9 protein-coding genes and 1 CRISPR repeat array are annotated in these 14,516 nt (G+C 38.7%); of the genes, 3 read left to right on the top strand and 6 right to left on the bottom strand.

All coding sequences use genetic code 11. The features are described from left to right. Positions 1-657: 657 nt before the first annotated feature. Positions 658-2,040, top strand: coding sequence for an MFS transporter (locus ABFC98_05025; GenBank protein ID MEN6445390.1), 1,383 nt, complete (start codon positions 658-660; stop codon positions 2,038-2,040). Positions 2,041-2,047: 7 nt separating this feature from the next. Here ABFC98_05025 and ABFC98_05020 read toward each other — a convergent pair whose 3' ends face one another. Beyond that, positions 2,048-2,692, bottom strand: a complete 645-nt coding sequence (locus ABFC98_05020) for a DUF975 family protein (protein MEN6445389.1) — start codon at positions 2,690-2,692, stop codon at positions 2,048-2,050. Positions 2,693-2,904: 212 nt separating this feature from the next. Between ABFC98_05020 and ABFC98_05015 the strand changes: the two genes are divergently transcribed. Further along, positions 2,905-3,849, top strand: coding sequence for an SPFH domain-containing protein (locus tag ABFC98_05015; protein ID MEN6445388.1), 945 nt, complete (start codon positions 2,905-2,907; stop codon positions 3,847-3,849). A 394-nt stretch (positions 3,850-4,243) separates the two neighbouring features. On the opposite strand, the gene ABFC98_05010 is transcribed toward ABFC98_05015, so the two are convergent. The 5 genes from ABFC98_05010 to ABFC98_04990 form a co-directional block, all read right to left on the bottom strand. Further along, on the bottom strand, positions 4,244-7,015 hold the full coding sequence (locus ABFC98_05010; GenBank protein ID MEN6445387.1) for a T9SS type A sorting domain-containing protein: 2,772 nt from the start codon (positions 7,013-7,015) through the stop codon (positions 4,244-4,246). Between the two features lie 319 nt (positions 7,016-7,334). Next, positions 7,335-8,606, bottom strand: coding sequence for a phosphopyruvate hydratase (gene eno, locus ABFC98_05005; protein MEN6445386.1), 1,272 nt, complete (start codon positions 8,604-8,606; stop codon positions 7,335-7,337). Between the two features lie 85 nt (positions 8,607-8,691). Beyond that, positions 8,692-9,315 carry an iron-sulfur cluster assembly scaffold protein gene (locus ABFC98_05000; GenBank protein ID MEN6445385.1) on the bottom strand — a complete coding sequence of 208 codons (624 nt, stop codon included), beginning with the start codon at positions 9,313-9,315 and terminating at the stop codon, positions 8,692-8,694. 1 nt (position 9,316) lies between these two features. Further along, positions 9,317-10,507 carry a cysteine desulfurase family protein gene (locus tag ABFC98_04995; protein ID MEN6445384.1) on the bottom strand — a complete coding sequence of 397 codons (1,191 nt, stop codon included), beginning with the start codon at positions 10,505-10,507 and terminating at the stop codon, positions 9,317-9,319. Continuing rightward, on the bottom strand, positions 10,507-10,920 hold the full coding sequence (locus ABFC98_04990) for an Rrf2 family transcriptional regulator (GenBank protein ID MEN6445383.1): 414 nt from the start codon (positions 10,918-10,920) through the stop codon (positions 10,507-10,509). The genes ABFC98_04995 and ABFC98_04990 overlap by 1 nt, the downstream gene beginning before the upstream one ends. A gap of 1,014 nt (positions 10,921-11,934) precedes the next feature. Here ABFC98_04990 and ABFC98_04985 point away from each other — a divergent pair. Continuing rightward, entirely contained in the window at positions 11,935-12,135 is a 201-nt protein-coding gene (locus tag ABFC98_04985; protein ID MEN6445382.1) for a hypothetical protein, read from the top strand. A gap of 94 nt (positions 12,136-12,229) precedes the next feature. Next, positions 12,230-14,490: a CRISPR direct-repeat array (repeat unit 38 nt; unit sequence GTTTCAATCCTTGTTTTAATGGATAGTAGGTTAAAAAT). Positions 14,491-14,516: the final 26 nt, after the last annotated feature.

The raw sequence follows: 14,516 nt of genomic DNA, 5'->3' as shown, positions 1-14,516 counted from the left end.
TTGCAACGGGTTAAAACCCGTTTCTTAAATCTGTCGTCCCGCTGGGACTTTTTCCCAAAGATATTCTTATCGCCGGGTTAAAAACCCGTCGTTAGTATGTATCGTTCCTGACGGAACTTCTAAATTTGAAATCCTCTTAATCCTAAAATCTTTAAATCCTTGTTTCGAAAAATTAGTCCTATAATCCTTGTTGCAAAAATTAAATCTGCGTAATCTGCGTAATCTGCGTAATCTGCGTAATCTGCGTGAACCATTCCTAAAATCCTTGTTTCTTCGGTTTAATCTGTAAGAGAATATTTAAAGGAAGAACGAAGTCCCCGTCGTTCCACTGACAACCGAGTTATTAAGTTTCCGCTTTATTTTATAACAGCTTGATAGTTTGTTTGTTGTGGTTGACGAGGAAGTCAACCCTCCTTTGTTTTCCCACCTTATAAATATCCTTTTTGCGAAAATTAAATCTGCGCAATCTGCGTAATCAGCGTAATCTGCGTGAACCATTCCTTAAATCCTTGTTGCGAAAATTAAATCTGCGTAATCAGCGTAATCTGCGTGAACATATCCTTAAATCCCTGGTTTTAGAGTTCACTTTTGGTTACAATTTACTGGACAGGAACAGCCCTAAAATAAAATAAGCTTGAGAAAAATAAGGAATTTTAGATGTCCAAGATAGATAAACAACGGAAGCAAAGTCAGCTTAGAACCAGTTTTCAGACCTCCATCACAGAAGGTATATTTGCTCAAATTTACGGCAATCTTTCCGCCATTGGTTCTTCTTTTATTGTTAAGCTGATGGTTTTATTAGATGCTTCACCCATGCATTACAGTTTACTAAGTGCAATCGGTCAGGTTTCTGCAATCTGGCAGCCCTTAGGAGTGGCTATTACATATAAATTAAGGCAGCAAAAAAATGCCTGTGTTTTAATTACTGCAGTGGGCCGAGCTCTAACTATGTTTTTGGGTCTATCATTATTGTTTCACAATCGTTTACAGGGTATCTGGTTTGCCTTGTTACTACTATTTTTCAGTGCCGGCTTACAAGCGATGAGTGCCAATATTTGGATTGCTTGGATAAGTGATTTAATTCCTCTTTCTCTGCGGGGCAGGTTTTTTTCCAAACGCAATCAGATTCTGGTTGGCATCGGGCTAATTGTAAGTTACTTAGTTAGTTTTCACATAGACCTTTTTGAATCCACCCGAGGAGCCATCAAACTTGCCTATCTTCATTTTTTACGAGCGGAGCATTTCTTTGTTCCGCAAAATCAGCCCTGGTTTTTGGCAGGTATTTATGTTTTTGCTTCGCTAATTGGTTTAATCGGTTTATTGTTTTTAAGGCGTCAACCGGAAAATCCGCTAAGTTCTTTGTCAGAAGAGCGTTTGCGTGATCGTTATTTATCTCCTTTTAAAGATAAAAATTTTCGTTTACTGCTCATTTTTGGAATTTGGTGGATGTTGGCTATAGGGGTTGGAAGTCCATTTTGGGGACCTTTTATGATGAAGAATCTTTCGATGAGTATGTTTAAAATCCAGATTTACAATACTTTAAGCGTGCTATCTTCGATCCTTTCTTATCAATTTTGGGGTCGCTTCATAGATAAAAATGGCAATAAAACCGCAATGAAGATCTGTATTGTTTTAGGTGGCTTAAATCCTATGTTATGGCTTTTTACCAGTGCTAAAAATTTTTCTATTTTATGGCTGGAAGCGCTTATTTCAGGTTTTATGTGGGCTGGGGCAGGAATTATAACCACCAATTTTGTTCTTTCCATTGCCATTAAAGGCAGGGAACAAGTTTACTCCGGAGTTTACGGAGCCATAACTGGTTTGGCAATGATGGTTTCCACTCTTGCTTGTGGGATATTTTTCCCTTCCGCTTTAACTATTGGAAAAAAATATATTGAACCGGAACAGGTAATTTTTGTCTTAGGTGGCTTGATGCGTTGGCTTAGTTTCATTCCTCTCTATTTTGTGGTGGAAAAGCAAAATATACCTTTACATAAAGCGTTGTTATCGCTTTTTAAACCACCATCTAAGAAACGCTGAATTTAAATTATTCTTCCTTTAGCGGTTCATTGACTACTTCTTCAAAAGCAACATCAGCAACTGGTTCAGCGATTGCTTCACCTTTGATTTCATGATAGAAAATTGCCCTGGCTGTGTAAATGTAACTGCCTATCCACAAAAAACCGATTCCGCAAGATAATAATCCCAGTAAAATCCAACCGATAAAAGAAAGATCCAGCATAAAGAGCTCCGTTTTATGGCCTTGCATCAATTCTTTACTGGCTTTAATTGCTTCATTGGCAGTTAAATTATGATTATCAGCCAGAATGAAAAAAGTCATTGAATAGGCATACGAAGCAATGATTCCAGGAATAATTAACAGCAAACACCAGAGGCCGATATAAATGTAAACTAATACACCCGCAATAAAACTACGGGTAAAATCCTTAAAGCCCTCAAACATCAATTCCACATTCACCTCTTCACCTCTAACCAGTTTTAAAAATACAATGGAAAGTCCCAAAGCAAAAGGACCTGTAATAAGCAAAGAGATAACTGAACCAAGATAAGGAACAATAGAAATTCCACAACTAATCAGGCCTAAAATAAGAATAATCAATGCACAGGGATTGTTCCATTTCCCGCGTAAAAATTCTCTTGCATTACTACGAATTTCAGTATAGGTTAGCATAATCACCTCACTTGATTTCTTTTTTTAATCTTTTTTCTTATAGCATTTTAAGTCAAGTAAATTTTTTTAGCCACCGAAATCACCGAAGAACCGAAACCACCAAAAGCATAACTTTGAACTCCGAACTCCCGCACTTTGAACCATTCTCAGTTTTTGCTTGCCAAAATTACAAAGCGGAGAAATAAGGAAAAAAATAATTAGGGGAGGAAATTATGACCTATTTATATGTCGTAATCGTATTCGCTATCTTGATTCTTGCTTTTATTTCTCGCGGACTGATAATTGTGCGTCAAGCAAGTGTAGTAATTGTAGAACGCTTAGGAAAATATTTTCGGACTTTGGATTCCGGAATTCACATCATTATTCCCATTTTTGATAAAACCCGTCCCATTCATTGGCGTTATAACAAAAGTGACTTCCGCGGAAATGTTGTTGTTGTAAATAAAGTAGAGGATAGAATTGACCTTAGGGAAAATGTATATGATTTCCCCCGCCAAAATGTGATCACCAGTGACAATGTTTCCATCAATATCAATGCTTTGCTTTATTTTCAAATAACCGATCCTTATAAAGCTGTTTATGAAATAGGCAATTTACCCGAGGCAATTGAAAAACTTACTCAGACCTCCCTCAGAAATGTAATTGGGGAATTATCTTTGCAGGAAACCCTCACTTCCCGCGATGCCATCAATGGAAAATTGCGTGATATTTTAGACGAAGCCACCGATAAATGGGGAGTAAAAGTAAACCGAGTGGAAATGCAAGAAATTTTACCTCCGGAAGAAATCCGCACCGCTATGGAAAAAGAAATGCGCGCCGAACGCGATAAACGCGCCAAAATCTTACAAGCAGATGGGGAACGCGAATATCAAATTCGGGTTGCAGACGGAGAAAAACAAGCTCGCATAGCGCGTGCAGAGGGTGAATCACAGGCAAAAAAATTGGTCGCCGAAGGTGAAAGACAAGCCATTATTTCCATCGCCGAAGCCGTAAAAAATACAGGAACCGACCCAGCTCAATTTCAGATTGCTCTTAGATATATTGAAGCATTCAAAGAGATTGTCAAACAAGGAGATAAAACAGTTGTTTTACCCTATGAATCATCGGCTCTTTTGGGTAGCATAAAAACTATGGGAGAAATTTTCCCAAAAGCATAAACCGTTTTTTTACCAGAATAAAACAAGCGCAAAAAGGGAAGTGGCAAATTCCGTTTCGAAATGCCAATTGGATTTTGTAGCCCTATTTTACGCCAATCTTTAACGCGAGCGGAACCATTCAACCCCTCTACCCTATTTGCTCATAGATTTATGGCTATCGCTTCCTTTGCGCTTAGCCCAGCGTAGTTTTACTCCTCTATCATAGTTATTGGTTGCCTACTTGTAACTCTAATGTTTCCCAAACACTTCCTGAACGCTTCCCGAACGCTTCCCGAATGACGATACGGGATGCATTCGAGATGCTATCGAGCAGCGTAACGGAAATATATGGGTAAAGAGTAAGGGCGGGATAAATTGATCCCGCCCTTGTTTTAGGAATTGTGAGAAGGTAAAGTTAATATTTGCAGAGTCGCTTACTTTGCACAACCTTGCCGTCAACGGTTAAGCGAGCAAAGTAAATACCGGCGGAAACAGTTTTGCCGTTAGCGTCACAGCCGTTCCAGTTGTATTCCACTAATTCATTTTTAGCCGAAGTTCCATTGAGGGTGGCAACTTTTTGTCCCTTCAGGTTATAAATCTCGATTTTATGCGTATTATAATTTGGAACCTTCACTTGCAGTTTCAAATTATTATGAACAGGGTTCGGATAGGCAGTGAACAAAATCGGTGCCACGGAAGGAACAGAAGGATCTTCGATGGCAACAGGCAAGGATGCAGAAGCTCTGTAAAGCTGATAATAATTCGGCTCTCCGTTTTCTCCTTCCGCAAATAGCATAAAGGTTACTTCCAGAGCGTTTTGGTGACGGGGTTGCAAGCAAATTTTGCTTTTGGGATGAATTTGGGTTTGTGGGTCCAGGAAATTCAATTGCCAGGTATCTATGGTGGTAAAAGTCCCATCGCTATTTAATTTCCGAAGATTGATCGTCCGATTGGCTTCCAAAGTGGCAAGGATAATAGTTCCATTTCCCATAACGGTAACATCGTTCATTCCGGAAAAAACTGGTAAGGAAAGAGAATCGGTTAAAGTATGATTAACATCGCTAAAGACCTTGATTATCAGTTCCCTGCTGCCGTTTGCCTCTTTTTCTTGATGCACTAACAAAGCATTATCCGCCAATATGTGCAAACCACAAATATCGCCCTGGTTTTGGGTAAGCGAAGTTAAATCTTCAAGCATTGATGATTCCCCTATCCTACTGGCAAGAACATCGTTGGAAGCAAAATATGCTTTATCCGCTTTGCGGGTAAAACATTTGCTGTTAATGGGCCTATATTGAGGCACCCAATCTATGTCTGTAAGATCATTGTTAACAAAATCTTCAAGGGAAATACCCAATTTCCAGGGATAAAAACTCGGGTGCCAGGGAGCTTCAAATCCCCAACTGAAACGATTATCTGGATGATAATCTCTTATATAACCAACCCCACTTCCTGCTGCTCCCGGGAAATTTTGCGTGCTTAAGAGAATTCCAGTAGCCAGATCATTATAGTTTACATAAGAAGTTCCACCGCAATAATCATTTTCCGGATTCCATATTCCACCCGAAGGATACTCATTATCATAATAATTACGATGGAGAAAACCGCGGCATATTTGATTTACAGAACCCCAAAGCTGGATTTTCCCTCTTTCCAAATAAGGTTGAGCTTCAGGCCAGAGCGGATTATACCAAGGTAAATCCAAATTTGACGACCACGGATTTACAGAGGTTTGAGGATAATGATAGCGATGTAGATCAACCCAAGTATAAAGAGAATCATTAATTACTAAATCAGGCATTGAGGGATGAGGATGTTGATATTCAAAGCTGAAAATTCCATCCTTTCTATAAGGATGCTCAGGATCTTCTCGTAAAGCATAAATATCGGTGTAATAATTGCCTGGATTATCATCGCTAAAACAATTGGGATGTATTCGCTCACCACTAACAGGATCCACATAGCCATATTTAAGTAGAACACTTTCTTCGGAAATAAGTTTAACGGAATCGTTGGGATTATTTTCAGGTGATTCACCCGGAACAGTTCCGCTTAATAAAATCTCCCCAATAATCATAATTGTATCGGCGGCACACCAAACTTGGTGACCACTAAAAGTCCCTTTTATCCAAAGCTTGGAATTTACAAAGAAACCCCGATTACTGCAAGAACCTTGACCATAGGGAATCCAGATTGTATCGGATACAGCAAATGTATTGGTAAATAAAGGTGGATTTTCAATTCCTACTGGGTAATTAGTCCAAACATCAGTGGTTACAGTATGTGGTGGCATAATCTGGCCAATATAGGATGTATAATTTGCACCATTTACATTTACTAAAAGAATACGATTGGGATCATAATCCGTAGGACCAACAGGAAGATAATTGCTCCTGGTAAAAGAGAAATCGGATAATTCCAAAGGAGGAGCATTTTCTATTAACCCACCTTGAAATACATTAGCTATAGGATATGCGGTAGGAACACTATTAACACTACCTGAAATAATTACTGGCTCTTGGAAAGTAGGCCATCCATTATTATCTCCTCCACCTGCTTGTTTGATATTAATATCTGAATTACCACGCACTACACCTTGAATATCTTCATATCCGTAATAATAGAGAGTTGTCTGATTCGGACTTAATGAATTTTTGAAATATAGATGCACCGGTTTAAACCGATCCGGTTCACCCGGCATTAAATATCGTTCCTGATCCCATTGAGGATAAGGAACCTTTAAGGAAAACTGGCGTAATTGTCCATTATACTTTTCTATATAAGGACTACTTTCAAAGGAATTCCAATTTTGAGAAATACTCCAGGAAGTGCCAGAATTGATGCTCTGGGCAAATTTGCAAAGATGCTCTTCCCGAGTATTCCAACTAACGATTATATCTTCCGGACTGTAATATAAAGTCGGTTCCGTGGGATGAAACAAAGAACTATCTACAACACTGCTTTGCCAGGTCTGACCTCCATTATAACTGATTTGAAAAAGAATATGATAATACAAATTGTTATTTTCAGACCACTCTGCAGAAACATAAGCTAAAGTATCACCTTTAGCATAACAACCAAGCTTACCGGCAAAAAAACTATCACCCATTTCATTTACCGGACCCAGCTCCGCGAAAACAAAAGCAACGCTAAGCGCCATCAAAAAGAACAAGCAACGCCTTTTCATCGTATCCTCCTGATACAGAAAATATTTACTTATTTTATTCAAGCACTATCCGTTCCAATATTAGTATATATTTATCTGTCAATTAGTTAACTTGGTTTACTATTGCTCAGCGTGAAACATTTTTAGTTGGGTAGCCGGCGGACACCGTTCCGCCGTAAAAAAGGGTAGTCGGAGCTCGCAGACAATGCGCTTTTTTTTATGCGGCGGAACGGCGTCCACCGGCTACACTTTTTTTTATGCGGCGGAACGGTGTCCGCTGGCTACACATTTTTCCAAGCGGCGGAACGGTGTCCGCCGGCTACACATTTTATTTATATGTTTACAATTGTTTGATTATGGACTTTCCTGGAAAATAAGCGGCCTCACCCAATTCTTCTTCAATGCGCAAAAGTTGGTTATATTTTTCTATTCTTTCGCTGCGCGAAATGGAGCCAGTTTTGATTTGTCCAGAATTGAGAGCCACAGCCAAATCGGCAATAAAAGTATCTCCCGTTTCTCCGCTACGATGACTTACAACCGTTGTCCAGCCAGCTCTATGAGCCATATTTATGGCCTCAATGGTTTCGGTGACGGTTCCAATTTGGTTAAGTTTAATCAACACGCTATTGGCAATGTTTTCTTTTATCCCGCGGGCAATGATTTCAGGATTGGTAACAAAAACATCATCGCCAACAATCTGAATTTTACTACCCAGCTTGGCATTCAATTTTTTCCAACCCGACCAGTCATTTTCCGCCAATCCATCTTCCAGAGAACAGATAGGATATTTGGTCAGCATATTTTCATAATACTTAATCATCGCATCGCTGCCCACTTTTTTGCCTTCAAAAACATACTTGCCATCTTGATAAAAACTACTGGCAGCAGCATCAATGGCAATATAGATATCTTTTCCGGGTTTATATCCCGCAGCTTGAATGGCTTCCACGATAACAATGAATGCCTCTTCGTTGGAGGCAAGATTGGGAGCAAAACCACCTTCATCACCCACGGAAGTAACCATTCCGCGTTTTTTGAGGATTGCTTTTAAGGAGTGAAAGACCTCAGCATTCATTTGCAGTGCTTGCCGGAAAGTTTTAGCCCCTAAAGGAACAACCATAAATTCCTGGATATCCACATTGTTATCTGCATGGGCTCCCCCGTTTAAAATATTGCTCATCGGCACGGGTAATGTCTTAGCGTTTACTCCTCCCAAATAACGATAAAGAGGGATATCCAATTCTATGGCTGAAGCCCTGGCAACAGCCATAGAAACGGCTAAAATGGCATTTGCACCCAGTTTGGCTTTGTTGGGAGTTCCATCCAGATCAATCATAATTTTATCTATGTTTGCCTGCATCAGGGAATCCAGTCCATTTAATTTATCACTAATAAGATCAACATTGGCAACTGCTTTTAACACTCCTTTGCCCAAGTAGCGTTTTTTATCCCCATCCCGAAGTTCTATGGCTTCGCGTTCACCGGTGGAAGCTCCACTGGGAACGCCAGCTTTAGTTACCACGCCACTTTCCAAATGCACATCCGCTTCCACTGTTGGATTGCCTCTTGAATCCAAAATTTCTCTTCCTTTAATATAAATAATTTCAGACATTTTATCCTCCTGTCTATTCTATGATAAGTTTATAATAAGTTAACCGAAAATACGCAAAAAGCAAATCTGGGTAATCTGCCTACTATTATGGGAAGTTGATAGTAATTTTCTTCACTTCCGGGTATTTTTGCAGATGTTCTCTTATTTCTTCTGCGATGTTATCACGCCACTGATCAAACTTCATAATGTTCATATCAATTATCACTTCTCCCTCTTTAAAGCCGATGTATTTCACCATTTTCAGCGCTATAATATCTTCTCCTACTTGGGGATAAATGATTTTTTTCAATTCTTGTTCAATGGTCTCTTTGCTGAAATTGGGAACTTCTTTCAAGCCGTGAGCAATTTCATAATTGGAAATGGCGGATTGTAATGTATCGGCAGCCAAAACACTGCAGTGAACTTTAACGGGTGGAAGTCCATCCAGAGCATCCATTGCGTCACGCCAGGTTAATTTTTTTGCCTCTTCCAATGTTTTGCCTTTTGCCATATCGGTGATGATGGAAGCAGTGGCAATATTGGAAGCGCAACCATAAGAAAGGAAACTGATATCTTCTATGGTTTTGGTTTCATCATTAACTTTCAGATACACAGTTACCTGATCTCCGCAAGCGGGACTTCCTTCTGTAGCGGCAGCATCCGGATTTTCCATTTTGCCTACATTATGGGGGTGCATAAAGTGGTCTAAAACCTTTTGTGAATATTGCATTTTATTTCTCCTTGTTCATTGCCAGATAAAGTGGACTGCGATTTCGCAGCTCTTCAGTAATTGTTTTTAAAGCTTGAACGGTTTCGTCAATTTCCGCTTTTGTATTATAACGGCAAACGGTAAATTTCAAAGAACCGTGTGATTGGATATGTGTTTTCCCCATCGCCATTAAAATATAATTTGCTTTAAGACCTTCTGAGGCACAAGCGCTTCCGGTGGCAACTGTAATTCCTTTCTGATCAAGCATCATTGTAATTGCCTCGCCTTCAATGAAATCAATGGAAACATTGATATTATGCGGAGCGCGTTTTTCGCCTCGGGGTCCATTTAATTCAATATAGGGAATTTCCTGCTCCAATTTTGCCAGAAGGTAATCGGAAAGTTCTCTTAAATAGGCGGTATTTTTCTCAAAATCGCTGAAAGTGATTTCCACGGCTTTGGCAAAACCAGCTATGAGAGCCATACTTAAACTGCCCGTTTGCAAATTATCCACTCTTTTTACACCATGAATCAACTGAGCCAGTTTTGTTCCCGTGCGTGTATAAAGTGCTCCGATACCTTGAGGACCATTTATTTTATGAGCGCTGACAGACATTGTATCAACTCCCAACTCATTCACATTGAGAGGTATTTTGCCATAACCTTGTCCCGCATCCAGATGAAAATAAATCTTATGATCCGCACTTTCCAAAATCCGCTTTATTTCCTGAAAGGGTTGAATTGTTCCCACGGTATGATTCACGGCGGTTGTCATAAACAAAATTGTCTCTGGGCGAATGGCGCTTTGCAATTCTTCCGGTGAAATGAAACCCTCGCTATCGGAAGATAGATATGTAACCTCAAAACCGTTTTTTTCCAGATAGGCAGCGTTGGTTAACAAATCAGGATAATCCACAACGGACACAATTATGTGATTTCCCAGTTTTTTATAGGCATTTGCCAAGCCCTTGATAGCTATGTTGTTAGCTAAAGTTCCCCCGGAGGTGAAATGAATTTCATTCGCTTTGGCTACCATTGATTCTGCCACAATTTGTTGAGAATGAGAAATCAGTTCATTGGCGCTTTCTCCAGTGGAGATAAAAGTTCCAGGAAACCAATATTTTTCTGCAAAATAGGGTTGCATTGCTTTGATAACTTCCGGTGCAGTTCTGGAAGTAATGCAATTATCCAGATAAATTCTTCCCGGCTGCATTATTTTCCTCCTTTCCAGGCATTATAAATATCCGCAAGCGTATATTCGCTTAGAATGCTTTCAATCCGGCTTCCGATGGTGGCAAAAAACCCGCTCAAAGGACATTTATCTTGGGGACAAAACCTCTGGGAATTAAGATTACAAGTAGGATCTAAGGATTCATCCTGAACTGATTTGATAATATCGGCAAAAGTAATTTCCGCCGGATTTCTACTTAGTAAATAACCACCTTTGGCTCCGGAACTGCTTTGGATCAAATTTGCCGTCTTTAAGTTGCTCAATAAACGCTCTATGTATTTTTTGGGCAGAGATTGCTTTTGGCATATACTTTGCGCGCTAATTGCCATTTGTTTGCTGTCTGCTATTTCCAGCAAAGCTCTTAACGCATATTCCGTCCTGGTATTAACTGCCATTTTCGGCTCCTTATATTAACTTTCTATAATACATACTAATTTGATATGGATTTTTGGCAAGTTTTTTTTAACACCGAAGAATAAGCGAGGTCTAAATGACTAAAGTAATATTGAGAAAGCCCTAAAAGATACTGCTGGTGAGATTCAGCCATTATCAAGCACAATCTTTTGCCGCAATAAAATTGTTCAGATGATTCCAACATATTCTACTACTATCAAGAGAGATTAGGCACTATGGAATATAATTAGAACCGATGAAAAAATTTTAGCCGCAGAATATTTCACCAAACAGTTATAAAATTGTATGTACCGGCGGTCGCTGAACCGCCGTGAAATTGTAAGTACCGGCGGTCGCTGAACCGCCGTGTTTTTGACACCAAACAGTTATAAAGTGAAATTGTTAGTACCGGCGGTCGCTGAACCGCCTTTTTTTAACACCAAACAGTTATAGAGTGAAATTGTAAGTACCGGCGGTCGCTGAACCGCCGTGAAATTGTTAGTACCGGCGGTCGCTGAACCGCCGTTTTTTAACACCAAACAGTTATAAAGTGAAATTGTCGGTACCGGCGGTCGCTGAACCGCCGTGTTTTTGACACCAAATAGTTATAAAGTGAAATTGTTAGTACCGGCGGTCGCCGAACCGCCTTATTTTAACACCAAACAGTTATAAAGTAAAATAACCCGTTTATGCGATTGTATTATAACTTCATTAGTACATTTTTGCACAGTAGAATTGGAGATGGATGAAGCGATGTGGTGTCTGAAATGGCATCAGGACGAAATAGATGAGCTCAGGAAAAAAATGAGCGATACAGGTCACATTTTACGATACTTTTTGAGCCGCAGACAATTTGGCAACATATCCTGCGCCAGCAAGTAGCAAACGAACAAAGCTATGAAAGTAGCCATTGAAAACTCCTCAATTATAAGATAAGTGAAATTAAGAGTAATGCAAGCATAAATTTGACGATAGACCTAAATAGCTTTAGGCAAAGCTTAACAGCAGCATTTACGATGTTCAGCACAATGATCGGAGAAATGGGTAAACAAAATCCGATCAATGCCAAGGAAATGGAAAAGGAGCTTAGCAAGATTACCGATGCGGTAAAAGAGCCGATAATGATCAAGGCAGATACATCAGAACCAAGAATTGAACTGAAAGAACTGGTCGGGAAGATCGAGGTTACTTTTCAGTTTAACACCAAACAGTTATAAATGAAATTGTAAGTACCGGCGGTCGCCGAACCGCCGTGTTTTTGAAACCAAACAGTTATAGAGTGAAATAGCACTTCCCGCCGAGGGAAGCAGGGTTTCAATCCTTGTTTTAATGGATAGTAGGTTAAAAATGGAAGAGAGGAGAGGAATAGGAAAAGGAAAATATATGTTTCAATCCTTGTTTTAATGGATAGTAGGTTAAAAATGGGAAAGGAAGTGCATTGGCTTTAATTCGGTCAATGTTTCAATCCTTGTTTTAATGGATAGTAGGTTAAAAATCTTGATTCATAATTCCGAGCCAAAGAGACGATTTGCAGTTTCAATCCTTGTTTTAATGGATAGTAGGTTAAAAATTAGTTTGAAATATAATGATACTGATAATATATTAAGTTTCAATCCTTGTTTTAATGGATAGTAGGTTAAAAATCAATTCCACCGGTAGCCAGCCCAACTAATTTCTGCAGTTTCAATCCTTGTTTTAATGGATAGTAGGTTAAAAATTAGTCAAAAGAGGGTATGATATGGCCATTGAAGGCGAGTTTCAATCCTTGTTTTAATGGATAGTAGGTTAAAAATTGCATTACCTGGATGGGGCGGAAAATTTTACAAGGAGTTTCAATCCTTGTTTTAATGGATAGTAGGTTAAAAATCAGATTTTTAGATCAATTATGTGATTGGGTAAAAGATGTTTCAATCCTTGTTTTAATGGATAGTAGGTTAAAAATGCAGTAGTAAGTTATCTTGAAGATAAATTGAATTCTGTTTCAATCCTTGTTTTAATGGATAGTAGGTTAAAAATAGAAACGCAGCTCCGAAAGCTCCGACATATATCTGTCAGTTTCAATCCTTGTTTTAATGGATAGTAGGTTAAAAATCGGGTCAGAAATGGTAAGCAGCAATTTTTCGAAGCTGGTTTCAATCCTTGTTTTAATGGATAGTAGGTTAAAAATCGAAGCTGCTTTAGCTGCTAATATCGATCATGTTTAGTTTCAATCCTTGTTTTAATGGATAGTAGGTTAAAAATATTTTCCGCCCCATCCAGGTAATGCATCTATGTCGCCGTTTCAATCCTTGTTTTAATGGATAGTAGGTTAAAAATACCCTGAATTATTGATTAAGGCGAACGAAGATTGCCGTTTCAATCCTTGTTTTAATGGATAGTAGGTTAAAAATCGAGGACGATATTGACGGGATGTATGTGCTGATCAGTTTCAATCCTTGTTTTAATGGATAGTAGGTTAAAAATTCCTGCTTCCATTCATTCACAAACCTGCGTAATCTGTGTTTCAATCCTTGTTTTAATGGATAGTAGGTTAAAAATAATGCACAAAACTGAATTATATTAGTTGCAGAAATGTTTCAATCCTTGTTTTAATGGATAGTAGGTTAAAAATTGGAGGACATCTACAAAAAGTTAGGGTTAGATAACGTTTCAATCCTTGTTTTAATGGATAGTAGGTTAAAAATGATATTAGATGCAATAGAGACAGATAAGCTTTGGTAGTTTCAATCCTTGTTTTAATGGATAGTAGGTTAAAAATGAAGAAATTGTAGGGATGCTAAGAGACATAGTGGAGTTTCAATCCTTGTTTTAATGGATAGTAGGTTAAAAATGAGCTCCGGCTACGGGGCAGAGAGCGGAGATCATAGTTTCAATCCTTGTTTTAATGGATAGTAGGTTAAAAATAGAAGAGAATTAGAGAACTGGAAGATCAGCTGACGATGTTTCAATCCTTGTTTTAATGGATAGTAGGTTAAAAATAGTGAATCGCTGGACAGTGGAGACAGACGATCTGGGGTTTCAATCCTTGTTTTAATGGATAGTAGGTTAAAAATCGAGTAGAATTATTTCGAGATGAAAAAGATGAACTGCGTTTCAATCCTTGTTTTAATGGATAGTAGGTTAAAAATTTCTTTCGCCCAATTGCTGGTGATTTCTGGAGAATGTTTCAATCCTTGTTTTAATGGATAGTAGGTTAAAAATAGGGGCATTTGCAATTGATGCGGATGAGATAATGAAGTTTCAATCCTTGTTTTAATGGATAGTAGGTTAAAAATCTTTTCTCTGGAACTCAGAAATCTCTAGCGGATAGTTTCAATCCTTGTTTTAATGGATAGTAGGTTAAAAATTATGTTTACTTTGCCTTGGGATCGGCGCTGTCACATAGTTTCAATCCTTGTTTTAATGGATAGTAGGTTAAAAATTCTGAAGACAGGATTCAAGACAAGAAGATGAGTAAGAGTTTCAATCCTTGTTTTAATGGATAGTAGGTTAAAAATCCGATAGTTTGTGGACAGTAGTGCTAAGTACGACAGTGTTTCAATCCTTGTTTTAATGGATAGTAGGTTAAAAATAGGGGCATTTGCAATTGATGCGGATG

It is taken from the genome of Candidatus Cloacimonas sp. (assembly GCA_039680785.1).
Classification (GTDB): Bacteria; Cloacimonadota; Cloacimonadia; order Cloacimonadales; family Cloacimonadaceae; genus Cloacimonas.
This window is presented reverse-complemented; position numbering and strand designations above follow the sequence as displayed.